Origin of the sequence: Caproiciproducens sp. NJN-50 (assembly GCF_004103755.1) — a bacterium.
GTDB lineage: Bacteria > Bacillota > Clostridia > Oscillospirales > Acutalibacteraceae > Caproicibacter.
Window position 1 is genome coordinate 1,742,033 of sequence record NZ_CP035283.1, and the last position, 26,321, is coordinate 1,768,353.

Sequence of the window (26,321 nt, forward strand, 5' to 3'; positions counted from 1 at the left end):
ATTTCAGAGGAAGGCTGGAGAATTCATACATGATAAATTCCCGCGATATTTTAGAAACCATACGGATGATCGACAATGAAAACCTTGACGTGCGGACTATCACGATGGGAATTTCTCTGCTTGACTGCACTGACCCGGACATCGGCCGCGCATGCGACAAGATCTACGACAAAATCTGCCGCTATGCCAAGGATCTTGTCAGGACCGGCGAGGCAATCAGCGCAGAATACGGCATTCCGATCATCCACAAGCGCATTTCCGTCACGCCGATCGCCATGATCGCAGCGGCCTGTCCCGACAAAAGCCCCGTTCGTTTTGCGAAGGCGTTGGACCGCGCCGCCAAAACGACCGGAGTTAATTTTATCGGCGGATATTCCGCCCTGGTTCACAAGGGGTTCGGCCCCGGCGATTATGCCGTGATCGAAAGCATCCCACAGGCGCTGAGCGAAACGGAACTGGTCTGTTCCTCCGTCAATATCGGCTCCACAAAAGCAGGGATCAACATGGACGCCGTGGAAAAAATGGGCCGCATCGTCCTCGATACCGCCAGGAAAACCGCCGACCGGGAATGCATCGGCGCGGCAAAGCTGGTTGTTTTCTGCAACGCGCCGGAAGACAATCCCTTCATGGCGGGCGCGTTCCACGGTCCCGGAGAGCCCGACTGTGTGATCAATGTCGGCGTTTCCGGCCCCGGCGTCGTTCGCGCGGCGCTGGCAAAGGCGGGGGATTGCAAAATGGACGAGGTCGCCAACATCATCAAGAAAACGGCGTTCAAAGTGACGCGGATGGGCCAGCTGGTGGCGCAGGAAGCCTCCCGTCGGCTCTGCGTTCCGTTCGGGATCATCGATTTGTCCCTGGCGCCGACCCCCGCGGTCGGAGATTCCGTCGCCCATATTCTCGAGGAAATGGGGCTGGAAAGCTGCGGCGCGCATGGTACTACCGCGGCACTGGCGCTTTTGAACGACGCCGTGAAAAAGGGCGGAGTCATGGCTTCTTCCCACGTCGGCGGCCTATCCGGCGCCTTTATTCCCGTCACGGAAGACGCCGGAATGATCGACGCTGCCCGCTGCGGTTCCCTCAGCCTGACGAAACTGGAAGCAATGACCGCGGTCTGCTCGGTAGGGCTTGACATGATCGCCGTCCCCGGTGACATCCCGGCCGAGATTATTTCGGCCATCATCGCGGATGAGGCCGCCATCGGCATGGTCAATTCCAAAACGACCGCCGTCCGGCTGATTCCCGCAATCGGCAAAAAAGCCGGCGATGAACTGAACTTCGGAGGTCTGCTTGGCGGAGGCCCCGTCATGGAGGTCAACCGCTATTCTCCGCTGAAGATGATCCGGCGGGGAGGAAGGATTCCGGCTCCGATCCAAAGTTTAAAAAATTAATCTTTTACAATTTTCTTCTATTTATTTATAAATTTTAGACATGTTTGATAAATCTTCTATCATTCTGATCGACTTTTCTTTTATTCAATTATAACTCAGGATTTCCGGTCTATTATTGCAGATATCCAATTCGGCACAGCGGTAATCATAGACTTTGCTTTAAAATACAAAAAATTAAATCTTTTATAATTTTTTGTGAATTTGTTTTTAAATACTGGACATATATAATAGATTTTTTTTCATTCTGATCGGCTTTTTTCATTTTTTTAATTATAATTTCAATTATAATTTCTCATCTTCAATTATAATTCCGCATTTATGGTATAATAATTATGAATTGGACGAAACAGCGGAATGCAAAGTTGTATTCCGCCAAATCGAAACATGCCGATCGATCTATGGGAGGTATTGCCATATGCAGGATCTGATGAAGCAGATCATTGAAATGGACCGGAAAGCCCGGCAGATCACGGAATCCGCTCAGCGGGAAAAAGTGGATTCCGAAAAGGAAATACAGAAAAGACGCGAGGAAATCCGGCAGAAATACCTTGAGGAAGCGCGAAGAAGAATTGCAGCGAACGAGCCGAAAGAACGCGCTGCCGCCGAGACGACATGGGAAGAGAAAAGGAAACAGAGCGAGGAGGTGGCCAATCATCTGGACCAGCTTTACCTCGAAAACGGAGACCGGTGGGTTGACCAAATTGTCGCAAGGGTTTTAGGGGAGTGATGGAAAAGGATGTTTTCCGAATTTTCTTCAAACGTTGTCCTCTCCAAAGCCCGCGCGATGTATGGAAAAAGGCTGACCGAACAAAATTATAACGACCTGCTCGCCTGCCAGTCGGTCGGTGAAGTTGCGGTCTATCTGAAAGACAATACGGCATACGGAAAAGTTCTTTCCGGGATCGAGGAGTCGGAAATTCACCGTGGCCAGCTTGAGGCAAAACTGAGACAGAAGCTCTTGGAAGACTACGCTTCCCTTTGTCATTACGAAATCACCGTGGGCGAGCATTTTTCGCAGTATTTTATCAAAAGAAACGAGATCGACCAGATTCTGCGCGCCATTCTTTTACTGGACGCGGGCATGCCGGAAGAGTATCTGTTCAACATGCCTTCCTATCTTCTCCGCCATACAAAAATCGACCTGAAATCCCTGAGCAAAATCAAGAATTTTGAAGATCTTCTCCGCGCTTTGGGTCATACCGACTACCGCCGGCTTCTGGAGCCCTTTCAGCCGGATGAAAACGGCTGGATCAATTATACGGGGATCGAAAGCGCGCTTTATTCCTATCTGTATTCGAACATGTTCCGAATCATCCAGAAGTATACGCATGGAGAAGCTGCCGCTCAACTGAATGACATTTTAAAGTCATTTATCGACCTCACCAATTTCACCAGAATTGTCAGGTTGAAAATCTCCTACCACGCAGACCCGGAATTTATCAAAAAGGCATTGTTTCCATACGGCACTTTCAAGGAACACCTGTTGGACAAAATGATCGAGGCGGAAGGCGAAGAAGGAATCACTGCGGTCCTCGAAACCACGGAAATCGGAAAACGCGCCTTAAAATTCGAGCACGGCTACGCCGGGGAAATCCAGCGCCGCATGAACTTCCGCAACTGCCACCACTACATTGATTTTTCTACGCATCCTTCCGTTGTCCTGATTTCCTACATCTTTACAAGTGAAGCGGAAATCAGCGATATCATCACGATTGTTGAGGGAATCCGCTATCGGCTGGCAACGGATGAGATTAAGAAACTGCTCATTATCGTGAATAATTAGTTGAGAAAGAGAGGGACCTAAGCATGGCCGTTGTGAAAATAAAAATCCTCAACGTCATCGGGAGGTTGTCCGAACTGGACGAAGTGACCACAGCACTTGGCAAATCCGGGGTTTTCCATCCGGATAACGCTTTGGCCTTTTACTCTGATACTTCCGAGTTTATCCCGTTAAACGACGAAAATCCTTATACGGACGCTCTGCATCTGATGGATGAAACCTTAAAATCCATCGACAGGCATGTCGATCTCCTGAATAGCCGCACGGTTGAAAAGATAGCGCCCACCATCAAAAACTGGCGTTCTTATGTCAAGAATTTTTCGGCTTCCGTCAATAATCTTTTAAAAAGCCGGGATGAAATCGACAAAAAGATCGCCGACGACAGCAGGGAACTCGAAAAGGTCGGCCGCTTTAAGGACCTGGACCTGAACCTCGACGACCTGCGCGAATGTAAATTCATCAAAATCCGTTTTGGTTCCCTGCCGCATGAAAGCTACGACAAACTCGCAAGCTATGACAAAGACCCCTATGTCGTTTTCTTCCCCGGCAGCAGGGATGAAGAGCGTTACTGGGGAATGTACTGCGCCCCCACCGAACGGATCGCGGAAGTGGACCGGATTTTCTCAGGCCTTTATTTTGAACGCACCCGCCTGCACGAACTGACCGGCACAATGAAGACCGCCCTCAGTCAGCTGGCAAGCCGACGCGAGAGCGAAGCAGCCCAAAGGGAAGAAATCGGACGGCAGCTCGACAACCTTTGGGAAAAAGAAAAGCAGACGGTCCAAAACATATATTCTTGGCTTTCGGAAGAGTATGTCTACTATAACATACGCCGTTATGCCGCGAGATACGGCGACAATTTCATTCTGACGGGGTGGATCCCCGCCGATCGGGAAAACCAGATTCAGGCGCAGATGAATGAACTTCAAACGGTCAAGTGCACTTTTGACCACGCGGAAAACCCCGAAGTCCTGATGCATTCGCCGCCGGTCAAGCTCAAAAACAAAAAACTCTTCCGGCCGTTTGAGTATTTTGTGGAAATATATGGCCTGCCTTCCTATGATGAGATTGACCCCACCGTCCTGGTGGCCATCACCTATTTTTTACTGTTCGGAATTATGTTCGCCGACTTGGGCCAGGGGCTCTGTGTGATAGCCGCAGGTTACTATATGTGGAAAAAGCTGAAGATGAAACTTGGAAGAATTTTGATTCCATGCGGAGTCAGTTCCTCCTTTTTCGGCATTCTGTTCGGTTCTTTCTTCGGATTTGAACATTTTTTGGATCCCTTTTATCACGCCGTTTTCGGCCTTGAAGAAAAGCCGATTTCCGTCTTGGAGCCGGAGACCACCAACTATATCATTCTTTTTTCCGTGGCGGTCGGCATTTCACTGGTTATGATCGCAATGCTGATCAATATCTATTCCTCGCTGAAAAGGAAGAATTACACCAACGCTTTCTTCGGGCCGAACGGAGTCGCCGGGTTGATTTTTTACTCGTCGATCGTATTCGGCTTTGGCGGACAGATCCTGCTTGGATGGAAGATCGTCACCCTTCCCTACGTTCTATGCCTGATCGTACTTCCTCTGATTGTCATGTTTTTTCGCGAAGTGCTGGGCGGACTGGCGGAGGCGCGCCCCGATTGGAAACCGGAAAAATGGGGCGACTACATCATGCAGAATTTCTTCGAGGTTTTTGAGTTCCTGTTGAGTTTTTTGACCAATACCATGAGCTTCATCCGTGTCGGAGCATTTGTCCTTGTGCATGCCGGGATGATGATGGTTGTGTTCATGTTGGCAGAAATGTCCTCCGGCCTCGGCTTCGCGCTGATCGTTTTGATCGGCAATATTTTCGTCATCGCTCTGGAGGGCCTGCTGGTCGGCATTCAGGCTTTAAGGCTCGAATTCTATGAGATGTTCAGCCGATTCTTCGATGGGGAGGGCCGGCCTTTTCTTCCGGTCGTTGTCCGTCAGGAATCCTGATGCATGAGTTACATATTTTCATTTAGGAGGATTTATTTATGAATTATGTTTATCTTTCTTTGCCGGTGCTCTTTCTGATCGTTTCCACATTTCTCGCCATCCGCGCAGTGAAGCGGGGCCGCAAAAAGCGCAGCGCGCTGCTTGCTCAGCTTTTTGCCTTTCTTGCCGTCTGCCTGATTTCCTTCGCTGCTCCGGCTGTCGCACATGCCGTCGTCCCTGTTGTCAATGCAACGCCTACTGAGGCAGCCACACAAACTGCTGCCGCCACGACAGACTCCTCCTCTTCTCTCGGATTTACCATGCTGGCTGCGGCCCTTTCCACCGGTCTTGCCGCAATCGGCGGCGGCATTGCCGTCGCGGCCTCCGCTCCCGCCGCAATCGGGGCAACCAGTGAGGATCCCAAGGCTTTCGGTAAAGCGCTGATCTTTGTTGCTCTCGGAGAAGGCATCGCAATCTACGGACTTCTGATGTCCATCCTGATTCTGAACAAAGTCTGACCATGATTGGGGAAACGGAGGCCGGTTTATGCGCTTTTATGTAATCAGCGACAACGTGGACACTCAGGTTGGAATGCGCCTCGCGGGCATTGAAGGCGTTGTGGTTCATACGGAAGACGAGGTAAAACAGGCTCTCCAGGCGGCGATGAACCAGGAAGATATCGCTGTGGTTCTGATTACCGAAACCCTGCTCTCCCTCTGCTCCGAAATGATTTATAACGTGAAGCTGAACCACAGGCGGCCGCTGATTGTCGAGATCCCCGACCGCCATGGCAACGGGCGCACCAAGGATTCGATCACCCGCTATGTCAGGGAAGCGATTGGCGTTAAGATATAGCCAAATTAAATTGGTCGAACGGGGGTTCATAAATGGCTTATACCGACGAGAAAAAAGATAAATTTTATATCGCCATTAATCATTATGCCGAAGAGCAGCGCAAAAAAATTGAAGACGAGATCGTCGCATTTAAGGAAAAAGAACTCGGCGAAGCAGAAATAGAGGTTCTGACGGAATGCTACCTCATGATCCAAAAGGAAATGACCCAGATGCGGACGGGGATTTCCCGGGAGCTGGCTGTCCGGGAGATGGATATGAAGCGGAGGCTGTTGGAAAAACGGCAGGAAATAGCCGGCAGGGTCTTTCAGCGGGCCGCCGAAAAATTGATTGAATTTACAAAGACGGATCGTTATGCCGACTTTCTGAAAGAATCGGCGGAACAGTTTTCAAAAACTCTGCAGGGAAAACAGGATACTGTGATTTTCATAAAGCCAGGCGACGAAAAATATGAAGAAATGATTCGCAGCGCCTTTCAGGGTCCCTGTTCTTTCCAGCCGCTTGAAAGCATCCGCATCGGCGGAATCAGAGCCCGGAACGACAGTTTGGGCCTTTTTGCCGATGAAACGCTCGACACCCTGCTGGAAAACCAGCACGATTGGTTTGAAGAGCAGTCCGGGATGGCCGTTGTCTAATGATACGGATTAGTTTTTCGGAGATGAAGTTATGGATTATAAGGATACAATATACGGAATCAACGGGCCGGTCGTGACCATCAGGAACTCCCGCAGTTTTTCCATGATGGAAATGGTATTTGTCGGGAAGGAGCGCCTGGTTGGCGAAGTAATCGGTGTTTCCAACGATATGACCACGATTCAGGTCTATGAAGAAACAACCGGCCTGCGTCCCGGCGAACCGGTTTATGGCACCGGAAGCCCGATGAACGTCACTCTTGGCCCCGGAATCCTGGACAATATATTCGACGGCATCGAGCGGCCTTTAAAGGAAATCGCCAAAAGATCCGGCTCATTCATAGCGCGCGGCAGCAATATTCCCGCCCTTGACGAAAATCGGGAGTGGGATGTTACGGTCACGGCTAAACCGGGAGACCATCTCAAGGGCGGGGACATCTATGCCGAACTGCCGGAGACTCCGGTCATCCGTCACAAGTGCATGGTGCCGCCCGGACTGTCGGGGACGGTCCTTTCCGTCAAACAAAACGGCAAATATCATGTAAACGATACAGTCGTTGAATTAAAGGACGATCTGGGAAAAGTGCATGAGCTCTCCCTCTGCCAAAAGTGGCCCATCCGCTCTCCCCGCCCCGTTGCGGGACACTTGCCGCCCAATATTCCCCTCATCACCGGCCAGCGCGTCATCGATACCCTATTCCCTGTTTCCAAGGGGGGCACGGCGGCAATTCCGGGCGGCTTTGGAACCGGCAAGACCATGACCCAGCATCAGCTTGCAAAATGGTGCGATGCGGATATTATCATCTATGTCGGATGCGGGGAACGCGGCAACGAAATGAGCGAGGTGCTGCAGGAATTTGCCGAACTGACCGATCCCAAGACAGGCCGCCTCCTGATGGACCGGACTGCACTGATCGCAAATACGAGCAACATGCCCGTGTCCGCACGCGAGGCTTCCATTTACACGGGGATTACGCTCGGAGAATACTATCGTGACATGGGGTATCACGTTGCCCTGATGGCCGATTCCACTTCCCGTTGGGCGGAAGCTCTGCGCGAGATTTCCGGCCGCCTGGAAGAAATGCCGGCGGAGGAGGGATTTCCCGCCTACCTGCCGAGCCGTCTTGCCGAGTTTTACGAACGCGCGGGCATGGTTAAAAACCTGAACGATACGGACGGCTCCATTACGATTATCGGGGCCGTGTCCCCGCAGGGCTCCGATTTTTCCGAACCTGTCACTCAGAATACAAAACGCTTTACCCGCTGTTTCTGGGCGCTCGACAAGGCATTGTCCTATGCCAGGCATTATCCCGCGATCAACTGGATGCAAAGCTACAGCGAATATTTTCCCGATCTCGACCCCTGGTATGCCAAGAATGCCGGAGAGGATTTTATCCATTATCGGAAAAAAATCAATCATATTCTCCAGCAGGAAAACAAACTGATGGAAATCGTGAAATTGATTGGGTCCGACGTGCTTCCTGACGACCAAAAACTGATCATAGAAACCGCCAGGGTAATCCGGGTCGGTTTTCTGCAGCAAAACGCGTTCCATGCGGAGGACACCTATGTCCCGCTGGAAAAACAAAAGCTGATGATGAAGGTGATTCTTCATCTGTATCAAAAGTCGAAACAGTTGATTTCGGCCAGCATCCCGATTTCAAGCATTATGAAAACCGGCCTGTTTGACAAATTAGTCAAGATGAAATATGACATCCCGAACAATAAGCCGGAGATGTTTGATGACTATATGAAAGAGATTGACAGCGTCCTCTCTAAAGTTGTATCCGGTTAGCGGGCTTGGCAGTCCCGTTAAACCTGCGCTGTAAAAATGATTCATTGGAAGGCGGTTTTACATGATTCTTGATTATATCGGTGTAAAAGATATCAACGGCCCCTTGATTGTACTGGACAACGTTCAGGACGCTTTCTTTGAAGAAGTCGTGGACATCCGGCTGGAAGACGGCAGCGTTCGCCAGGGCCGCATCGTTCAAATGGAAGGGAACCGTGCCGTGATCCAGGTCTTTGAAGGGACCCGCGGTCTTTCGCTGACCAACACAAGAACAAGGCTGACAGGGCACCCAATGGAAATGTCCCTGTCCCCCGAGCTTCTTGGCCGCACTTTCGATGGCTCCGGACGGCCGATCGACGGATTGGGAGATATCTTTCCCGTGAAAAGGGCCAATGTGAACGGAACCCCGATCAATCCTTACTCAAGAATCTATCCGAAAAATTATATCAATACCGGAATTTCAACCATTGACACTTTAATGACGCTGATCCGGGGACAAAAGCTTCCGATTTTTTCCGGCTCCGGCATGAAGCACAATGAGCTGGCCGTTCAGATCGCCCGCCAGGCGAGAATCAGTGACGAGGAAAGCGGTTTTGCCATTGTTTTTGCCGCCATGGGCGTCAAAAACGACGTTGCGGATTACTTCCGCCGTTCTTTTAATGAATCCGGGATTCTGCGCCGGGTCGTCATGTTCCTGAACCTTGCAAACGACCCGATTATAGAAAGGATCCTGACACCCCGGTGCGCGCTGACGGCCGCCGAGTATCTGGCCTTTGAACTCAATATGCATATTCTTGTCATCATGACCGATATGACCGCTTACGCCGAGGCTCTCCGTGAATTCAGCTCCTCAAAAGGCGAAATTCCCGGCAGAAAGGGATATCCGGGATATCTTTATTCCGATCTTGCCTCTCTTTACGAACGCGCCGGAATGGTGAATGGAAAAACCGGTTCCGTCACACAGCTTCCGATTCTGACCATGCCGAACGACGACGTGACTCATCCCGTCCCCGATCTCACCGGCTATATCACGGAAGGCCAGATTGTTCTTGACCGCTCCCTGGACGGACAGGGGGTTTATCCTCCCGTCGCCGTGCTTCCTTCCCTCTCGCGTCTGATGAAAGACGGCATTGGCGAAGGTTATACCAGGGAAGACCACTCCGCGCTCTCCAATCAGCTTTTCGCTTCCTATGCCAAGGTAATGGATGTCCGTTCCCTGGCTTCCGTCATCGGCGAAGAAGAATTGTCGCCTGAAGACAAAAAATATCTGGAATTCGGTAAAATGTTCGAGGCCAAGTTTGTAAATCAGGGCCCTTTGGAAAACCGCTCCATTGAGCAAAGCCTTGACCTTGGATGGGAGCTTCTCTCCACCCTGCCCCGCGAAACTTTGGACCGGGTTGACGATTCTACGCTGGATAAATATTACGAGCCGGCAAAGACGCGTCTTTTAAGCCGCGATAACTCGAAAAAGGGTGCCTCCCAGGCAATATGGGACCGCCTGAACCGGATCGACGGCGGTTCGAGTGAAGAAGACAGTGAAGACAGTGAGGACGATATGGAAGACAACGGCAGCGGAGGCGTTGAAAATGAGTGATCAGACCGTCCCCACCAAGGGCAATCTTCTGTCGGTTAAAAAGACCCTCGAGCTTTCGCGCTCCGGATTTGACCTGCTGGACCGAAAACGCAACATTCTGATCCGTGAAATGATGTCCTTGATCGAAAGGGCAAACCAATTACAGGGAAAAATCGATACGGCTTACGAAGAAGCATATGCGGCCTTGCAGCGCGCCAATATAACGCTCGGCATTGTCAAGGAACTTTCGCAGACCGTTCCAATAGAAAACGGATTGAACGTGGCTTATCGCAGCGTAATGGGCGTGGAAATTCCAATGGTATCTTTTCATCCGGAGGAAGTCCAGCTTCCCTTCGGATTGGTTTCAACCAATATCCTTTTGGATCGCGCTTATTTGAAATTCGATGAGGTCAAAAAATTAACGGCGGAACTCGCCGAGGTCGAAAACAGTGTTTATCGTTTGGCTTATGCGGTGAAAAAGACCCAAAAGCGTGCAAATGCGCTCAAGAACATTATGATTCCCCGTTTTGAACAAACAGTAAAGACCATCACGGAGGCGCTTGAGGAAAAGGACCGTGAAGATTTTTCGCGGATGAAAATTATAAAACACCATAAGACCAGCAAAACGGCGTAAAAGAGCTTCCCTTCAGGGAAGCTCTTTTTTCCTCTTATTAATTCATGCAGTCCTGATACAGATCTTTCAACGCCGCTTCTCAGACGTCTTCAAGGTCAACGTTTGTCTTGTCCGGAGTGGAAGCATACACAAGCCTGCTTACAATATCCTTCGTGTCGCGGGCAATGACAAGCTCTTCATTCGTATTGATCACGTATACGGATACGGTCGAATCAAAGGAGGAGATTTTCCCCTCTTTGCCAAGAATCAACTCGTCATTTCGGATCGGATCGATTTTAACGCCGAGATATTTCAGATTCTTGCAGATGCTATAACGCATCGGCGGCTGATTTTCTCCCAGCCCCGCGGTAAAGACAATGCAGTCCACCCCGTTCATCGCCGCCGTATAAGCGCCGATTTGTTTGGAAATCTGATAATTCAGCATTTCATGGGCTAGGATCGCCTTCGGGTCTCCTCCGATCTCCGCCTTTGTTACGTCCCGGTCGTCGCTGTAGCCACAGATACCGTACATTCCGGATTTGCGGTTCAGAATCTCATCCATCTGCTTCGGAGTCAGGCCCTCTTTCTCCATAATAAACGTCACAATGGACGGGTCGAGCGAGCCGGAGCGCGTCCCCATCATAAAGCCGTCCAGCGGGGTGAGGCCCATGCTGGTATCGATAACCTTTCCATTCAATATTGCCGTAATGGAAGAACCATTGCCGATATGACAGGTTATCATTTTAATATCTTCGAGCGGCTGATGCATCAAATGCGCACAGTGAAGGCTCACATAACGATGGGAAGTCCCGTGAAATCCATAGCGGCGGATATGATATTTTTCATAATACTCATATGGAATGGCATACATATAGGCCCTCGGGGGCATCGACGCATGAAACGATGTGTCGAAAACAACACACTGAGGCTTTTCCTTGCCGAATACTTTCTGGCACGCCAGAATTGCGGTTACCTCAGGGCCGTTGTGGAGCGGGGCAAGGGGAATCAGGCGCTCAATCTGATGGATCACCTCATCCGTCACCAGAACGGATTTGTCAAAAGCGGCTCCCCCCTGAACAACGCGGTGGCCAATCGCGGAAATCTCATCCAGGCTGGAAATCACTCCCGTTTCCTTGTCGACAAGGGCATCCGTAACAAGATGAAACGCGGCCATATGATCATCAATTTCAGTTGTAATCTTTTTCTCGCGGCCGTCAAAGGTTTTGTGCTTAAATACGCCGTCCACGCCGATTCGGTCGCAGACTCCCTTTGCAAGCCATTTTTCCGTATTCATATCAATCAACTGATACTTCAGGGAAGAGCTGCCCGCATTAATAACCAATACTTTCATTTATTTTCCTCCATTATTTCACGCATTCATAGAAGAACTGTTGTAAGAACCTTTAGAATCGTGTAATATAAATATATCATAATACAGGAAAGGTATAATTTCAAGGATATCTTATAAAATGTTATCAGCAGGAATTATCTGTGAGTACAATCCATTCCATCTCGGGCACAGCTATTTAATCCGCCGGCTCCGGGAATACGGAGCGACGCATATCGTCGCCGTCATGAGCGGCAATTTTGTGCAGCGCGGAGATGCGGCAATCCTCTCCAAGCCTGCCAGAGCCCTCCAGGCGCTTCTTTGCGGCGCGGATCTTGTGGTGGAGCTTCCCCTCCCCTGGGCCGTTTCCGGTGCGGAGCGGTTTGCGCTGGGCGGCGTTTCGTTGCTTGACGCCATCGGTGTCGACCTCATCGGATTCGGAAGCGAGTGCGGAAGCGTGGAACGTTTAAAAGAAGCGTCCCTGGCGCTTTCCTCTCCGTCGCTGCGGGAGGCCATGCGCCAATCTCTCGCGAAAGGGTCAACCTTCGCCGCGGCACGGCAGCGGGCCGTTGAACAACTGTACGGAATGAAAACGGCAGAACTGCTCCGCGACCCTAACAATATTCTTGGGATCGAATATTTAAAGGCAGTCGGCCGGATCGGTTCCGGCATCGCCCCCGTAACGGTTCAACGCTACGGCTCCGCTCACGGCGGCGAGTCCGGAAGCGGGCCTTATGCTTCTTCCGGACAGATCCGAAATATGCTGCAAAATGGGCGGGACTGTTCCGCACTGATGCCGCCCGCGGCATTCTCCGTTCTGCAGGAGGAGATCAGGTTGGAAAGAGCACCGGCAAGCCTGTTCCGCGCAGAACGTGCCATTCTTGCCCAGCTTCGGCGCATGACCCGGCATGATTTTGCGCTGCTGCCCGATATCAGTGAGGGGTTGGAAAACAGGATTCTGAATGCGGTCAGACAAGCGGCAGGTCTCGAGGATCTATATTTCCTTGCAAAAACCAAACGCTACCCTCTCGCAAGGATCCGCCGCATCGTCCTTTCCGCATTTCTGGGTCTGAAAGCCGGATCCGCCTCCGGGTTTCCTCCCTATATCCGCGTCCTCGGCATCGGAGAACGGGGGCCGGAGATTCTGCAAAAAGCCAAGGCCGCCGCAAAACTGCCGATTGTTTCCCGCCCCGCCGATCTGAATGCCCTTGGGGATCGGGCCAGGGAGATCGCGGACCTTGAAAACAGGGCCGCGGATTTATATGCACTGTGCCTTCCGAAGGTCGCTCCCTGCGGCCTTGACCGGACTGAAAAAATCATTACGCTTCCATATCGAAAAGGGGGTCCCGGCTCATGGAATTGACAGAACAGGAATATGAAAATTTCGGCCGCTGCGTCAGGATCACCAACGGCGTCATCGACTGCATTGTCTCGATTGAAATCGGGCCCCGAATTTTACGTTTTGGATTCGTTGGAGAAAAGAACATTTTATATACTGACCTGAAACGCAAGTATCAGCGTCCGGCAGACGAGGCTTCGGCAGCTTCCGATAAAAATACAATCTACTACCTGTACGGAGGGCACCGCCTTCAGATACGCCAATCACCGCAGGTCGATTTTCCTGACAATTCTTCAGTGGTCTATGGCACTCCGGCGGAAGGCGTTACTTTTACAGCGCCAAAGCTGAAAAAAAAAGAAGTCCAGCTCTCCTACGAGATTATCATGGGAAAAGACGCCTCGGATATCATGATTGTTCACGCAGCTAAAAACTGCTCCAAAGAGACAATGCTGCTCGGCCTGTCTCCGGCCACCCTTCTTGAAGGCGGCGGAGTCGCCGTGATTCCACAAAATCAGCAGACGCAATCCGGGCCGCCGAGCAAAACCCTGAATCTTTGGCCGGATACGGACATTAACGACCGCAGAATCTTTTATGGAAACCGCTTTCTCACCGTCCGGCATGAGCCCGGAAATGAAAAGCCTCTTAGAATCGGCACCAACAATTTTTCGGGCTGGACCGCCTATGCGGGGAGCGGTTTTACACTGGTCAAGAGGTTCGTGGCGAATCCTCAGGCCGCCTATCCGGACTCCGGAAGCTCCGGGGAAATTTGTCTCACCCCGGACTTCGTCGAGCTTTCCACCTTAAGCCCCCTGTACGAGGTAAATCCCGGCGAAACCATCAAACACGTTGAGAATCTGTTACTCTGCCGAAGCGGCATGGTCCCCGCTTTTTCCGGAGAAGACGAGATCGGGAAATGGACAGATGAAATACTAACTTAGCGTAGAGACGCGGAAATCTGGAAGCAAAATGCGTTTTGATGCGGATTTTTCTCGCATCAAAACGCATTTTTTGTCTTCGAGCCAAAGTTTTAATCTGTTTTTCAGAGTGCCTGTTCATCGGACACCGCCGCCACCGCCGCCGCCAAAGCCGCCGCCGCCACCGGAGAAACCTCCTCCTCCGAGGCCGCCGCCGCCGAAACCGCCGAATCCGCCGAATTTTCCGCCGCCGTTCATCGCCGGATTGGAAAGCCTTGTGGCAGCCGAACCAATCTGCTGAAAGGAACTGCCCAGAGCGGCGCCAAAATCAAAGGTGCCCCGCGCCGGCGCGAGCCCTCCCCAGTAAATTCTTGGCCCGAACATAAAATACAGGTAACTGCCGGTAAAATACTGATCACGAAAAGCGGCCTCCCCAAGCTGGGGATACGCCATCCTCAATTGTTTACAGACCTCGCCGGAAACACCCATCATGGTCGCGTAAACCAAATACTCCTCCCAGAGTTCGAGCTGCGGCACCCCGTATTCTTTCATCCGGGAAAACTCAACCATATATTTTTTCAGGCCGTGCCACACGCCGTATTCATACTCTCCCCTTTCGCTCAGCTTCATTTTCGCGGACCCGCCGACCCATAGCAGAGCGCCGGAAATTAACAGGGAAAGCGGCAGATAGACCAGCAGGGCATTCAAAAAGCTCGTCGACAGAAATACGGCGGCCGCAAGAAAGACAAGCAGGGCGCCAACCCATTTGGAAGTAGAAAACAAAATCGGCCTTGCTTCATAATACCCCCGCTTTGAAATTTCCCGCTTTGCCGCAGCCAGAAAATCCTCCATTTTGCTGCTGACATATGAGCCATGCTGCTGTGCGTATTCTTCGAATTCTTTCATCGTAAAAGAATTTTCCGATTCCTCGCCCACTGTGAAAATCAGCTCGAAAAAGACCTTTTCACTCTCCGTCAGTTCCTTTCCATCGCTGTCCCCGGTCAAGATCACGGACAGCCGGTCCCCGCTGCTTTCAAAACGGACAAGGCCCTTCCGTGCAAGGCTTAATAGAGTGGCGCTAAACATCCTGTTTTTTTCTTTTTCACGCAGACCCGAATAAAAATAATATAGGTTGGCGATGCCGCCCGGACTGTTTCCCGGAGGTATTTCGCGGGTGTATTCCGGAACGGTAACAGGGTACCTTCTGTTTTTTTTGCGAAGCCTGAAAAAGAAATACAAGCTCAGGATGATCACAAGAACCGCGCTGACGGCATCAAGGATTCCAAGCACGAATTCCCTGTGGAGCTTCTGCGCATATTCGTCAGCCCATTGCTGCTCTTCCTTCTGGATTCCGGATAAAACGGACTGGGAGGAAATCTTTCCGGAAGACGGAAAGAGCTGCGGGGGCATGCAAAGGCGCACTTCCACGGAATGCCCGGCCGGGATGGAAGAAGCACGAAATCCGATCTGATCGGCCGAATCGATCGACAGATTGCTGCTCACATCCGTATGAAGCCAGGCATTCACATTGTCCTTCAAGCCGCCGGACGGGAAGCGGACGGTACCGCTGAGCGACGTGATGGGCATACTGAAATTGTTCGACAGAAAATAGTTGTATAGAACCGCCGTGTCTGCATAGACACTGACGATATTTTTCAGCCTGTAAGAAAAAGTAAAGGTCCGGACGCCCCTTTTGAGCGCGGGCATGAACCAGCCGATTTCAACGTCTTGCCCCGACCGGTGCAAATAACACCGATCCTGCATCTCGTCTCCGGAAACACTTTCCGGGTCCACATCCCCCGCGAACGAATAGGAAATCCTGCGGTCTTCGTCGTAGACAGTCAAATCCGTGATGTCGTCCGCTTTTTCGGCGTCCATCGGAAAACTACGGTACAAATTGCGGTAAGGCCTGTTCCGGTCTTTCAGATCGACTTTCCAGGTCTCCGAAACCGTCATATCGCCGTTTTCCATCAGAACGGCGGAGATGTTCAGCTGATCCAGAACCTGCTTGGAATGTTGGCCATAGTCCGAACAGCCGGAAAGCGGGATCATGCTGAAAAGCATCGCCGTGAAAAGAATCAGTCTGCCAAATCTAGCTTTTGAAACCATACGCGGGACATTCCATTTATTTAATCTCAAAACTTTACCTGCGGCACAGACCGGTCCGCTTCTTCGACTTCAAAATATTTCTTTCGTTCAAAGTGAAAAACCGACGCGATCAGATTCGATGGAAAATGCATGACATATTCATTGTATTTCATGGCAGTATCGTTATAGAACTGACGGGACATCGCGATTTTTCCTTCAATCTCACGCAGCTGTCCCTGCAGGTCCAGAAAGTTCTGATTTGCCTTCAATTCGGGATATTGTTCAGCGGTGGCGAAAAGATTGAAAATAGCCTTTGATAGCTTCGCATTATTTTCCATTGCCTCTTCCGGGGTTTTGGAATTCATTGCCGCGCTGCGCCATTTCGTCACCTCTGACAGAGTTGACTTTTCGTGAGCGGCATAGCCCTTCACGGTCTCTACCAAATTCGGAATCAAATCGACTCTTTTTTTCAGCTGCACATCGATCTGAGCCCATCCATTGTCGACGCGGACGGAAAACGATACTAATTTGTTATACGCGGAAACGCACCAGATAATCAAAATCAGCAAAATCCCCAAAAGTACTGCCAGCGGAATCCAACCCATTAAATCCCCCCTTTATCCACATTTTCTCCATGATATCAGAAATATATGATATTGATCGGTGAAAAGTGTAAAATTATTTTAAAGTCTTATTGGAAATGCGGTAACACAATGTCATCAGGCTGTCATTCAAATGCACGTTCTCGACGATGGCATCCGGATATTGCATGGAAATATCATAATGGCTGAAATTCCAAAAATTTCGGATTCCCAAACTGTAGAGTTTTTCAGCCAGTTCCGCCGCCGCGCTTGGGGGAAGACAGAAAATAGCCATTACGGGTTTTTCCTTTTTGCAGAATTCCTCCATCTCTGAAACGTCCTTCACCTTGAGATTGGCCAGTTCCATCCCGATCCGGTCAGGGGAGCTGTCAAAGATGCCGATCAAATGAAAGCCTTCCATTTCAAAAGACATATGGGTCCCGATCGCGCGGCCGAGGTTGCCGGCCCCAAACAGCACCGTAGGGTATTGGCTGGCAAGGCTGAGAATATTGGCGATTTCATCGCAAAGCTGGCTGACAATATACCCATATCCCTGCTGGCCGAATCCGCCGAAGCAGTTCAGATCCTGGCGGATCTGGGAAGCGGTAAGCCCCAGCTTGGCGGAAAGCTCCGTCGAAGAAATTCTTGTCACCCCTTTGTCCTTCAAATGGCTCAGGAAACGGTAATATCGGGGCAGCCTCCTGATAACAGACATTGAAACATTTTCACGTCTTGGCATGACGCATTCCTCCATTCCTCATCATGTGAAACATGAAATTTATTACGACTGATTCATTCGCGAACGTACGGCGTACAAAAAAGTTTCCGTATCGACTGTTTCTTTGCTTTGCAGCGTCGAAATACCCGCGAGGTCCCCCGTCATGATTCCGCTCTCGACAGTCCGAAGCAACGCCGCCTCCAGTTGATCCGCAAAACCGGAAAGCTCCGGCGTTCCGTCGAGCTCGCCCCTCTTTTTCAAGGCGCCGGTCCAGGCGCACAGGGTCGCAATCGGATTCGTCGAAGTTTTTTCCCCTTTCAGATAGCGGTAATAGTGGCGCTGTACCGTTCCGTGCGCCGCTTCATATTCATAGATGCCCTTCGGGGAAACCAGCACGCTGGTCATCATGGCAAGGCTTCCAAACGCCGTGGCGATCAGGTCGCTCATGACGTCGCCGTCATAATTTTTGCAGGCCCAGATAAAACCGCCGTCCGAACGGACGACGCGCGCGACGGCGTCGTCAATCAGCGTATAGAAATAAGTAATTCCCGCGCGTTTAAATTTTTCTTCGTATTCTTCTTCAAATATTTTCTGAAAAATATCTTTAAATCTGTGATCGTAGGTTTTGGAAATCGTGTCCTTTGTAGAAAACCAGAGATCCTCCTTCGCCTCCAGTGCATACTGAAAGCAAGAGTGGGCAAAATCGGCAATACTCTGATCCAGGTTGTGAACGCCCTGTACAACTCCGGCGGACTGAAAATCATGAATTGTCGTCCGGCTTTCCTTCCCGGAAGCATCCGTAACGACCAGTTCGGCTTTGGAGCCCGCCGGAGCGGTCATTTCAACATTTTTATACACATCGCCGTACGCGTGTCTGGCGACCGTAATCGGCTTTTTCCAAGACGGCACCAACGGGGTAATTCCCCTGACCAGAATCGGCTTGCGAAAAACCGTTCCGTCCAGTATGGAGCGGATCGTGCCGTTTGGCGATCTCCACATCTTCTTGAGCTGATATTCCTTCACACGGTCCGCATTGGGCGTGATCGTGGCACATTTGACGCCGACGCCGTATTTTTCGATCGCCCGCGCCGCTTCCTCCGTAACGCGGTCCTCCGTTTCATCGCGGTGCTTCAGGCCCAGATCATAATACTCGGTTTTCAGATCAACATACGGAGTGAGAAGAATATCTTTGATCTGTTTCCAGATAATACGTGTCATCTCGTCCCCGTCCATCTCTACGAGCGGGGTCCGCATCTTTATTTTTTCCGCCATAAAGAACCTCCTATACTGCTAGATAAATCTTGAGCAATCCCAGCGCCAGCAAATGCGCCGGATAAAAAATGTAAAATGTCCATTTGGACGTCCGTCCGCCGCCACGCCGCCCGTTGTAAAGAATAAGGACCGGGAGACACAGCAGCACTCCAAATTGAAATAGCTGGCTGTAAATCGGGTAACCTTCAGAAACCGACAAAAAGGTCTCTGCCAAAACCATACTCACGGCCAGAATGGAAAACGACTGGATCTGCCGGGACAATTCTCCCCTGTTCTGCCAAAAGCTCAGTGCAAAAAGGATGTCGAAGAACATCCAATCTCCGGGAAGCGAGAGAAGGCACAACCCGAAAACCGCCAGGAATCTGAGTTTCCTGCTGTTTATCCTGTCACAGGCCCGAATGGCCAGAAGGCTTAAAAACAGCGTATAGATCACATTGAGGGTTTCCGAAGAATTCCCGCCCACGATAAATTGCAGCTTTCCCGTTTCAAACAATGTGAACGGAACCTGTGAAATCAGGGCAAAGGCATCGAGGCGAAACGCGTATTTTCGAAAGCTGTGCGTGTGCGCATATCCTTCCGCGAGGAAGAAGCACATGGTCGGCGCCGTAATCCTGCCCACGATGTGCATCAGCTGCCCCAGCGCGGAATACGTCGGCACAAACCCCCATGCGATATGATCGATCAGCATGGCGGCAATCGCAATCCATTTCACAGCGTTTGCCGTCAGTCCCCGCGCCGGCTGCTCCAAACCTTTACACCCTTTCGCTCCGCTCCCTTGTGTCGTTCAGCAGCCCGCCCGCCAGGACGATTCTGCGCTGACGTTCGCTGAGAACGGGCTTCGCGCGGAAAGAAGTCCCCTTCGTCCGATCGGCGACCGTGACAGATTCCCCATTGCGAACTGCCTGCCGGACATTTTTCAGTTCCAATTCATCCATCTGGTCGATTCCGTCATAATCCGCTTCGTTTTCAAAAACCAGGGGAAGAATTCCGGCGTTGACCAGATTGGCGCAGTGAATCCGGGCAAAGCTTTTTACGATGACGGCCCTGATCCCAAGGTACAGCGGGACCAGCGCGGCGTGTTCGCGCGAGGATCCCTGTCCGTAATTGGAACCGCCTATGATGATCCCACCGCCGTTTTCCTTGCAGCGCCCGGCGAACGATTGATCACACACGGCGAAGCAGAATTGAGAAAGATAAGGAATATTCGACCGATAAGGCAATATTTTGGAACCTGCCGGCATAATGTGGTCCGTCGTGATATTGTCCCCCGCCTTCAGAATCGCTTTCGCGGAAACAGACTCCGGCAGCGGCTCCGCGACCGGCAATCCTTTAATGTTTGGCCCGCGGAGCACGGAAAGGTCCCTCGCCTCTTCTACGGAAACCGGCGGAATGATCATATTGTCGTTAATCTCAAAATGGTCCGGAAGCTCAACTTCCGGTTCCTTTCCCAGCGTTCTGGGGTCCGTCAGCACGCCCGCCAGCGCGGAAGCGGCCGCAGTTTCCGGCCCAACCAAGTAGATCTGGGCGTCGGCCGTTCCGGAACGCCCGAGAAAATTCCGGTTGAAAGTCCGCAGGGAAATCCCCGCCGAATTCGGGGACTGGCCCATGCCGATGCAGGGGCCGCAGGCACATTCCAGAATTCTGGCCCCCGCACCGGCCAGGTCGGCGAGCGCGCCGTTTTCGGCAAGCATGCTGTAAACCTGCCGGGAACCGGGGGCGATGGCAAGGCTGACGCCGGGGCTGATCGTCTTCCCCTTTAAAATGGAGGCCACGCGCATCATGTCGCGCAGCGAGGAATTCGTGCAGGAACCGATGCAGACCTGATCGACCGCAATCGGTCCGATCTCCCGAACCGGCCTGACCGCATCCGGGCTGTGAGGGCACGCAGCCAGGGGCTCGACGGAAGAAAGGTCGATTTCAATCGTCTCGTTGTAAACGGCATCCGGATCCGGGGCAAGTTCCGTCCAGCCGCTCTCCCTGCCCTGCGCCTTTAAAAATTCACGGGTGACTTCATCGGACGGGAAGATGGAAGTCGTGGCGCCGAGTTCGGCACCCATATTTGTAATTGTCGCGCGCTCCGGAACAGTCAGGGTTTTGACCCCCGCACCGGCATATTCCAGTATTTTCCCAACTCCGCCTTTGACGGAAAGACGCCGAAGGACCTCCAAGATGACGTCCTTGGCGCTGACCCATGGAGAGAGGGAACCTGTCAGAACCACCCGCAGAATCTCCGGCATCGTTATGTAATACGGGCCTCCGCCCATCGCAACGGCAACGTCAAGTCCGCCGGCACCGATGGCAAGCATGCCGATGCCGCCCCCGGTCGGGGTATGGCTGTCGGAACCGATCAGGGTTTTCCCCGGAACGCCGAACCGCTCCAGGTGGACCTGATGGCAAATTCCGTTTCCCGGCCTCGAGTAATAGATGCCATATTTTTTCGCGGCCGACTGAATGAAACGGTGATCATCCGCATTTTCAAACCCGGTCTGCAGCGTGTTGTGATCGACATAGGCAACGGAACGCTCCGTTCGCACGCGGGGGATGCCCATGGCCTCAAATTCAATGTAAGCCATCGTACCAGTGGCATCCTGCGTTAGAGTCTGATCGATCTTGAGGCCGATTTCGCTGCCGACGTTCATTGATCCGCTGACAAGGTGTTTTTTAATGATTTTCTGGGACAGTGTCAAACCCATATCGGAGTCCTCTCTTCATTTCGAATCGTCCGCGTTGAAAACCTGCAAACGTATAAACAAAACCATTATGTAATAAAAATCGATGCTTGTCAATCAATTAACGTTTTATTGAGAATTTTTTTTTCAATTTAATTGAATTTGTTGATGAAAATGGCAACAAATGCTATAATATCAATGAATTGGCGGGCGCGGCCGTCCGGCATGTATGTTATGCGCTTCCGCAGGCAAACTAAGCCTTGTTGGAGGTGCCGTTATGAGCGAAGAAGAAAATAAAGAGGAAAGAACGAACCAGTCCATGGACCGCATTGTGGATTCCGGTTCCATCATCACGGGGGATGGCAAGCATCTGATCCAGTGCATGACCATCATCGGACAAATCGAGGGGCACACCGTTCTCCCCTCTCAGAATAAGACGACAAAATATGAGCACGTAATCCCCCAATTGGTTGCGATTGAGGAAGACAGGCAGATTGAAGGCCTGCTGATCCTGCTGAACACCGTTGGCGGCGACGTGGAAGCCGGGCTTGCCATCGCGGAGCTGATTGCGGGAATGGAAAAACCAACCGTGTCCGTCGTTTTGGGCGGAGGGCATTCCATCGGGGTCCCTCTCGCCGTCGCGGCGAAGCATTCGTTTATCGTTCCAAGCGCAACCATGACGCTGCATCCCGTGCGGATGAACGGCCTGACCCTTGGTGTTCCTCAGACGCTGGACTATTTTGAACGGATGCAAAAAAGGATTACGAAATTTATCACCGCTCATTCCAAAATTTCAGCCGAGCGCCTTACGGAGCTTTCGATGAACACGGAGGAGCTCGTACTGGACATCGGCTCCGTTCTGGAGGGAATGGACGCAGTCAGGGAAGGGCTGATCGATTCCCTCGGAAGCCTGTCGGATGCGATCGAATGCCTTTATGAAATGATTGACGAGAAAAAGAAGAAAAACAAAAAGAAAGCTCCGGTGCCGCAAAAACCAGTGAAATCGAAATAATCGATCCCGTATTTTGGACGGCCTTGCCGCCGTCCCTACATAGAGAAGGCGAAATCACCGCTTCGGATTGATCCTTTTTGCCGGGAACACAGTTACAAAGCCGCATCCCGCCGGTCTTACAGCTCGAATACACTGAACTTTAACGGATAGAGGTGTGCCGTTTGGCAAATAAAAAATTGAATCGGAACAACCGGAAAGCTGCAAAAAAGGCACGGTCAGGTGCCGCACCCTCCGCGAAAGACGCCGCTTCCGCGGCAATGCGGAACGCACAGGCAAATAAACAGCGAAACCAGATCAGCGCCGTGATCCTGTTCGCCTGCTCCATTCTGATGTTCTGCCTGGTCCTGATCAGCGGCGACCACGTATGGCGGTGGTTTCACAATATTCTTCTCGGCCTGTTCGGCAGTTGGGCCATTCTTTGGCCGATCCTGCTCCTGTACATATCGATTATCACCGCTCTGGAGCGCCAGGGGGCGCACACCGGCGGCAAGCTGATTCTGATGATCGTGATCATCGCGCTCTTTTGCGCTTCGGCCTATATTTTTTCCGTCAGCGGCAATGTGACCCTTCATTCTTTCTGGGCCAGTCTTGTGAACCTTTATACGGAGGGCACGGAGCACGCCGGCTCCGGATTCTTCAGCGGCCTTCTCGGAATCCCGATCGTCGCCGCGCTCGGGCCGCTGGGAGCGAAAATCGTCATTCTGCTTTTGCTTTTCGTCGCCGTCATGATTCTTACGGGGACAAGCCTGATCCAGCTTTTCCGGACGGTTGCAAAACCAGCCGGAATGGTAAAAACCGGTTTTGATTCCGCCCGTGAAAAAAGGATCGAACGCAACCGTGAAAACCTTGACATCGATATCGCGCTGGACGGCGAGGAGCTTCCCCCTCACCCGGTCCGCTCTGCCGGAAAAAAGCCGGCTCAGAAAAATGAAAAGCTGGAACACCTGGAAAAACTGTTTTCTGTCGGCGAAGCGCGGACCTCAACGCCGGCCTCGGCGGGAATGCCCGATCCTCCTGCGCCTCCCCAGGCGGAAAAAGAACCTGATTCCCCCGTCAAATCCGAATCAGCACCCGCGGCGCAAAAAAGCGCCCCGGAAAAACCTGTTCCTTTTTCCAACGATCCGCCGCAGGACGGCGAATATCATTTTCCGCCCGTTTCCATGTTGGAAACGACGCATGAACTGAGCGAACAGGAAGCGATCAGCGAAATCCAGACCAACGGGCGCATGCTGGTCGACACGCTGCAAAGTTTCGGCGTCCAGACTTCCTTTGTCGGCTACAGCCGCGGTCCCGCCGTCACCCGCTATGAGCTGCAGCCCGCCAGCGGGGTGAAAATCAGCAAGATCACCAACCTCTCCGACGATCTCTCCATGAATCTCGCCACGGCGGGAATCCGTATCGAAGCGCCTATTCCGGGCAAGGCGGCAGTCGGGATTGAAGTTCCAAATAAGAAAAACACTGTTGTGCGCATGCGGGAGCTGGTTGAAAGCAACAGCTTCACCGCAGCGAAAAGCCGTCTGACCGTCGCCCTCGGACGCGACATCGCGGGCGGCGTCGCCGTCGCCGACCTTTCCAAAATGCCCCACCTGCTGATTGCGGGCGCCACGGGCTCCGGAAAATCGGTCTGCATCAACTCCATGATTATCAGCCTGCTCTACAAATCCTCCCCGGAGGACGTCCGCTTTCTGATGATCGACCCGAAGGTTGTGGAGCTCGGCGTCTACAACGGCATTCCCCACCTCTTGGTCCCCGTCGTCACCGATCCCCGCAAGGCCGCGGGAGCGCTGAGCTGGGCAGTCAGCGAAATGCTGAAACGGTACAAAATTTTCGCATCGTACAATGTCCGCGACCTGTCCGCTTACAATTCGCTCGCAGCCCACCGCAGCTACAAGGATGACGACGGCCAGCCGATGGAGCACATGCCGCAGATCGTGATCATCATCGACGAGCTCGCCGACCTGATGATGGCCGCGCCGAACGAGGTGGAAGACTCCATCTGCCGTCTAGCGCAAATGGCGCGTGCCGCCGGGATGCATCTGGTCATCGCCACCCAGCGGCCGTCGGTGGACGTCATCACGGGCATTATCAAGGCGAATATCCCCAGCCGCATCGCCTTCGCGGTCTCCTCTCAGGTGGATTCCCGCACCATTCTGGATATGGGCGGCGCCGAAAAGCTCCTGGGGCGCGGTGACATGCTCTTCTCCCCCGTCGGCTCTCAGAAACCGATCCGGATTCAGGGGTGCTTTGTCAGCGACAGCGAAATCGAATCCATCGCCGGATTCGTGAAAAAGGCGCAGGAAGCGGATTATAATGAAAACATCGCCGAGGAAATCGAGCGCAATGCGGCGGCAGAAAAAGGCGATTCTTCTTCCGGCGAACCGGAGGAAAGCGGCGACCCGATGATGCCGGACGCCATCAAATGCATCGTGGAAGCCGGACAGGCCTCCACTTCCCTGCTTCAGCGCCGTCTGCGGCTGGGGTACGCGCGCGCCGGACGGCTGATCGACGAAATGGAGCAGATGGGCGTCATCGGTCCGCGGGACGGCTCCAAACCACGCCAAGTGCTGATTACCTACCAGCAATGGCTTGAGATGAACATGCAGAAGTCCGACGCGGAACAGGAAACCGGTTCATGACCGCCATGCGTCCTTTCCGCATCAAACACAGACTCGGGCGCGCCGCGGCGGCAGTTCTTCTGATCGGGGCCCTGGCCGCGTCCGCGCTTCCCTTTGGGGCTTCCTCCATTTGGAATCAGGTGCTTTCCCTTTTCGGGATCGGCAGTTTCTCTTCCTGCGCCGACAGTTGGCCGGTATCCGTCCATGTCCTGGACGTCGGAAAAGCGGACAGCATTCTGATCGAATGCGAAGGACACAGGATGCTGGTGGACGGCGGTACGCCGGAAAATGGGAAAAGCGTTGTCAGGTACTTGGCGCAGCGCGAAACCTCGAAATTGGAATATGTTGTCAACACGCATCCGGATGAAGATCATATCGGCGGTCTAAAATATGTTGTGGAGCGTTTTCCGGTCGGACACTATCTGACAACGAAAGTCAGAACGGATCTTCTGCCGGAGGATTCCGCCTATCTCGGTACGATGGAGGCGCTGCGGCAAAAGAAAATTTCCGAAGAGATATCAAAAGCCGGGGATAAATTCCCGCTGGGCGGCATGGACGTCCGGGTGCTGGGTCCGGTCGTCCCCGGCGACAGCACCAACAACAGTTCCCTTGTGCTCCTTCTGCGCTACCGCAACGTCCGAATCCTATTGATGGGCGACGCGGAAAAGGAGGAAGAACAGAGCCTGATCGACGCGGGAGCGGACCTTTCCGCCGACATCCTGAAAGTGGGGCACCACGGCAGCAGCACATCGACCACCGCCGAATTTTTAAACGCGGTCCGGCCTGAATACGCGGCGATTTCGGTCGGGTACGACCGGAACAAGCTTCCGAGACAGGACGTGCTGGAACGGCTGTACCGCGCCGGAATCAAAACTTACCGGACCGACGTCAGCGGAACGGTCATTTTTCTCACCGACGGAAAAACAATTTCCGTAAAGACAGAAAAAGGATAAAGAAAATCATTCCGATTCATTATTAGGAGAGTGGCTTTCATGAAAACAATGACCATCAGCCGTATGGAAGGCATCTATGCGATCTGCGAGGATGAAAACCAGAAGTTTTACGCCATAGAAATTTCCGAACTGCCAAAAGGAGCCTCCGCCGGCGACGTTTTACAGGTGGACGATGTGGAGGGAACTTTGACGGTCGACCAGGAAGCCACCATGGCCAGAAGAAAAAAGAAAAAATAATTCGAGAG

At 52.2% G+C, this 26,321-nt stretch carries 23 protein-coding genes; 16 read left to right on the forward strand and 7 right to left on the reverse strand.

All coding sequences use genetic code 11. The features are described 5' to 3' along the window. Window positions 1-29 precede the first annotated feature (29 nt). From EQM14_RS08360 to EQM14_RS08405, 10 genes are all read left to right on the forward strand, one after another. Window positions 30-1,388: a PFL family protein gene (locus EQM14_RS08360; protein WP_128742521.1), complete on the forward strand. Its 1,359-nt coding sequence runs from the start codon at window positions 30-32 to the stop codon at window positions 1,386-1,388. A gap of 415 nt (window positions 1,389-1,803) precedes the next feature. After that, window positions 1,804-2,115, forward strand: coding sequence for a hypothetical protein (locus tag EQM14_RS08365; RefSeq protein WP_128742522.1), 312 nt, complete (start codon window positions 1,804-1,806; stop codon window positions 2,113-2,115). Between the two features lie 9 nt (window positions 2,116-2,124). Continuing rightward, window positions 2,125-3,171: a V-type ATPase subunit gene (locus tag EQM14_RS08370; RefSeq protein ID WP_128742523.1), complete on the forward strand. Its 1,047-nt coding sequence runs from the start codon at window positions 2,125-2,127 to the stop codon at window positions 3,169-3,171. 23 nt (window positions 3,172-3,194) lie between these two features. Continuing rightward, complete coding sequence (locus EQM14_RS08375) at window positions 3,195-5,147, forward strand: V-type ATP synthase subunit I (protein WP_128742524.1); 1,953 nt, start codon at window positions 3,195-3,197, stop codon at window positions 5,145-5,147. Between the two features lie 38 nt (window positions 5,148-5,185). Continuing rightward, window positions 5,186-5,644, forward strand: coding sequence for an ATP synthase subunit C (locus EQM14_RS08380; RefSeq protein WP_128742525.1), 459 nt, complete (start codon window positions 5,186-5,188; stop codon window positions 5,642-5,644). A gap of 28 nt (window positions 5,645-5,672) precedes the next feature. Then, the gene (locus EQM14_RS08385) at window positions 5,673-5,981 is read left to right on the forward strand and encodes a V-type ATP synthase subunit F (protein WP_128742526.1); all 309 of its coding nucleotides are present in this window, start codon (window positions 5,673-5,675) and stop codon (window positions 5,979-5,981) included. 32 nt (window positions 5,982-6,013) lie between these two features. Beyond that, on the forward strand, window positions 6,014-6,613 hold the full coding sequence (locus EQM14_RS08390; protein WP_128742527.1) for a V-type ATP synthase subunit E: 600 nt from the start codon (window positions 6,014-6,016) through the stop codon (window positions 6,611-6,613). A 31-nt stretch (window positions 6,614-6,644) separates the two neighbouring features. Beyond that, on the forward strand, window positions 6,645-8,405 hold the full coding sequence (locus EQM14_RS08395) for a V-type ATP synthase subunit A (protein WP_128742528.1): 1,761 nt from the start codon (window positions 6,645-6,647) through the stop codon (window positions 8,403-8,405). 61 nt (window positions 8,406-8,466) lie between these two features. After that, entirely contained in the window at window positions 8,467-9,996 is a 1,530-nt protein-coding gene (locus EQM14_RS08400) for a V-type ATP synthase subunit B (RefSeq protein ID WP_128742529.1), read from the forward strand. Next, complete coding sequence (locus EQM14_RS08405; RefSeq protein WP_128742530.1) at window positions 9,989-10,609, forward strand: V-type ATP synthase subunit D; 621 nt, start codon at window positions 9,989-9,991, stop codon at window positions 10,607-10,609. Before EQM14_RS08400 ends, EQM14_RS08405 begins: the two co-directional genes overlap by 8 nt. A gap of 79 nt (window positions 10,610-10,688) precedes the next feature. Here the strand turns inward: EQM14_RS08405 and EQM14_RS08410 are convergent, their stop codons facing one another. Then, the gene (locus EQM14_RS08410) at window positions 10,689-11,939 is read right to left on the reverse strand and encodes an acetate/propionate family kinase (protein ID WP_128742531.1); all 1,251 of its coding nucleotides are present in this window, start codon (window positions 11,937-11,939) and stop codon (window positions 10,689-10,691) included. Window positions 11,940-12,057: 118 nt separating this feature from the next. On the opposite strand from EQM14_RS08410, the gene EQM14_RS08415 reads away from it, so the two are divergent. After that, the gene (locus EQM14_RS08415; protein ID WP_128742532.1) at window positions 12,058-13,278 is read left to right on the forward strand and encodes a tRNA(Met) cytidine acetate ligase; all 1,221 of its coding nucleotides are present in this window, start codon (window positions 12,058-12,060) and stop codon (window positions 13,276-13,278) included. Next, a complete protein-coding gene (locus EQM14_RS08420; RefSeq protein ID WP_128742533.1) occupies window positions 13,269-14,192 on the forward strand; it encodes a hypothetical protein in 924 nt (307 codons plus the stop codon). The genes EQM14_RS08415 and EQM14_RS08420 overlap by 10 nt, the downstream gene beginning before the upstream one ends. Before the next feature lie 114 nt (window positions 14,193-14,306). Here EQM14_RS08420 and EQM14_RS08425 read toward each other — a convergent pair whose 3' ends face one another. From EQM14_RS08425 to EQM14_RS08450, 6 genes are all read right to left on the reverse strand, one after another. Continuing rightward, window positions 14,307-16,277, reverse strand: a complete 1,971-nt coding sequence (locus tag EQM14_RS08425; protein ID WP_128742534.1) for a DUF2207 domain-containing protein — start codon at window positions 16,275-16,277, stop codon at window positions 14,307-14,309. Between the two features lie 26 nt (window positions 16,278-16,303). Next, window positions 16,304-16,861 carry a LemA family protein gene (locus EQM14_RS08430; RefSeq protein ID WP_128742535.1) on the reverse strand — a complete coding sequence of 186 codons (558 nt, stop codon included), beginning with the start codon at window positions 16,859-16,861 and terminating at the stop codon, window positions 16,304-16,306. 73 nt (window positions 16,862-16,934) lie between these two features. Further along, a complete protein-coding gene (locus EQM14_RS08435; RefSeq protein ID WP_128742536.1) occupies window positions 16,935-17,576 on the reverse strand; it encodes a redox-sensing transcriptional repressor Rex in 642 nt (213 codons plus the stop codon). A gap of 42 nt (window positions 17,577-17,618) precedes the next feature. Then, the gene (locus EQM14_RS08440) at window positions 17,619-18,827 is read right to left on the reverse strand and encodes an NADP-dependent isocitrate dehydrogenase (RefSeq protein WP_128742537.1); all 1,209 of its coding nucleotides are present in this window, start codon (window positions 18,825-18,827) and stop codon (window positions 17,619-17,621) included. Window positions 18,828-18,837: 10 nt separating this feature from the next. Beyond that, window positions 18,838-19,575 (reverse strand): TraX family protein, encoded by a 738-nt coding sequence (locus EQM14_RS08445; protein WP_128742538.1) that lies wholly within the window; start codon window positions 19,573-19,575, stop codon window positions 18,838-18,840. A 4-nt stretch (window positions 19,576-19,579) separates the two neighbouring features. Next, entirely contained in the window at window positions 19,580-21,520 is a 1,941-nt protein-coding gene (locus EQM14_RS08450) for an aconitate hydratase (RefSeq protein WP_128742539.1), read from the reverse strand. Between the two features lie 253 nt (window positions 21,521-21,773). Here EQM14_RS08450 and EQM14_RS08455 point away from each other — a divergent pair, with 253 nt between their 5' ends. From EQM14_RS08455 to EQM14_RS08470, 4 genes are all read left to right on the forward strand, one after another. Continuing rightward, window positions 21,774-22,508, forward strand: a complete 735-nt coding sequence (locus EQM14_RS08455; RefSeq protein ID WP_128742540.1) for a ClpP family protease — start codon at window positions 21,774-21,776, stop codon at window positions 22,506-22,508. Between the two features lie 161 nt (window positions 22,509-22,669). Beyond that, window positions 22,670-25,144, forward strand: a complete 2,475-nt coding sequence (locus EQM14_RS08460) for an FtsK/SpoIIIE family DNA translocase (RefSeq protein ID WP_243112474.1) — start codon at window positions 22,670-22,672, stop codon at window positions 25,142-25,144. Next, window positions 25,141-26,076, forward strand: a complete 936-nt coding sequence (locus EQM14_RS08465) for a ComEC/Rec2 family competence protein (RefSeq protein WP_128742541.1) — start codon at window positions 25,141-25,143, stop codon at window positions 26,074-26,076. Before EQM14_RS08460 ends, EQM14_RS08465 begins: the two co-directional genes overlap by 4 nt. 39 nt (window positions 26,077-26,115) lie before the next feature. Next, window positions 26,116-26,313: a DUF3006 domain-containing protein gene (locus EQM14_RS08470; RefSeq protein ID WP_128742542.1), complete on the forward strand. Its 198-nt coding sequence runs from the start codon at window positions 26,116-26,118 to the stop codon at window positions 26,311-26,313. Window positions 26,314-26,321 lie beyond the last annotated feature (8 nt).

Bases quoted from the DNA above. Each gene is read 5' to 3' on its own strand.
- EQM14_RS08380 (WP_128742525.1), top strand. From the start codon at position 5,186: ATGAATTATGTTTATCTTTCTTTGCCGGTGCTCTTTCTGATCGTTTCC.
- EQM14_RS08410 (WP_128742531.1), bottom strand. From the start codon at position 11,939: ATGAAAGTATTGGTTATTAATGCGGGCAGCTCTTCCCTGAAGTATCAG.
- EQM14_RS08420 (WP_128742533.1), top strand. From the start codon at position 13,269: ATGGAATTGACAGAACAGGAATATGAAAATTTCGGCCGCTGCGTCAGG.
- EQM14_RS08385 (WP_128742526.1), top strand. From the start codon at position 5,673: ATGCGCTTTTATGTAATCAGCGACAACGTGGACACTCAGGTTGGAATG.
- EQM14_RS08465 (WP_128742541.1), top strand. From the start codon at position 25,141: ATGACCGCCATGCGTCCTTTCCGCATCAAACACAGACTCGGGCGCGCC.
- EQM14_RS08455 (WP_128742540.1), top strand. From the start codon at position 21,774: ATGAGCGAAGAAGAAAATAAAGAGGAAAGAACGAACCAGTCCATGGAC.
- EQM14_RS08370 (WP_128742523.1), top strand. From the start codon at position 2,125: ATGTTTTCCGAATTTTCTTCAAACGTTGTCCTCTCCAAAGCCCGCGCG.
- EQM14_RS08430 (WP_128742535.1), bottom strand. From the start codon at position 16,861: ATGGGTTGGATTCCGCTGGCAGTACTTTTGGGGATTTTGCTGATTTTG.
- EQM14_RS08400 (WP_128742529.1), top strand. From the start codon at position 8,467: ATGATTCTTGATTATATCGGTGTAAAAGATATCAACGGCCCCTTGATT.
- EQM14_RS08395 (WP_128742528.1), top strand. From the start codon at position 6,645: ATGGATTATAAGGATACAATATACGGAATCAACGGGCCGGTCGTGACC.
- EQM14_RS08365 (WP_128742522.1), top strand. From the start codon at position 1,804: ATGCAGGATCTGATGAAGCAGATCATTGAAATGGACCGGAAAGCCCGG.
- EQM14_RS08425 (WP_128742534.1), bottom strand. From the start codon at position 16,277: ATGGTTTCAAAAGCTAGATTTGGCAGACTGATTCTTTTCACGGCGATG.
- EQM14_RS08390 (WP_128742527.1), top strand. From the start codon at position 6,014: ATGGCTTATACCGACGAGAAAAAAGATAAATTTTATATCGCCATTAAT.
- EQM14_RS08360 (WP_128742521.1), top strand. From the start codon at position 30: ATGATAAATTCCCGCGATATTTTAGAAACCATACGGATGATCGACAAT.
- EQM14_RS08470 (WP_128742542.1), top strand. From the start codon at position 26,116: ATGAAAACAATGACCATCAGCCGTATGGAAGGCATCTATGCGATCTGC.
- EQM14_RS08375 (WP_128742524.1), top strand. From the start codon at position 3,195: ATGGCCGTTGTGAAAATAAAAATCCTCAACGTCATCGGGAGGTTGTCC.
- EQM14_RS08440 (WP_128742537.1), bottom strand. From the start codon at position 18,827: ATGGCGGAAAAAATAAAGATGCGGACCCCGCTCGTAGAGATGGACGGG.
- EQM14_RS08415 (WP_128742532.1), top strand. From the start codon at position 12,058: ATGTTATCAGCAGGAATTATCTGTGAGTACAATCCATTCCATCTCGGG.
- EQM14_RS08405 (WP_128742530.1), top strand. From the start codon at position 9,989: ATGAGTGATCAGACCGTCCCCACCAAGGGCAATCTTCTGTCGGTTAAA.
- EQM14_RS08435 (WP_128742536.1), bottom strand. From the start codon at position 17,576: ATGCCAAGACGTGAAAATGTTTCAATGTCTGTTATCAGGAGGCTGCCC.
- EQM14_RS08450 (WP_128742539.1), bottom strand. From the start codon at position 21,520: ATGGGTTTGACACTGTCCCAGAAAATCATTAAAAAACACCTTGTCAGC.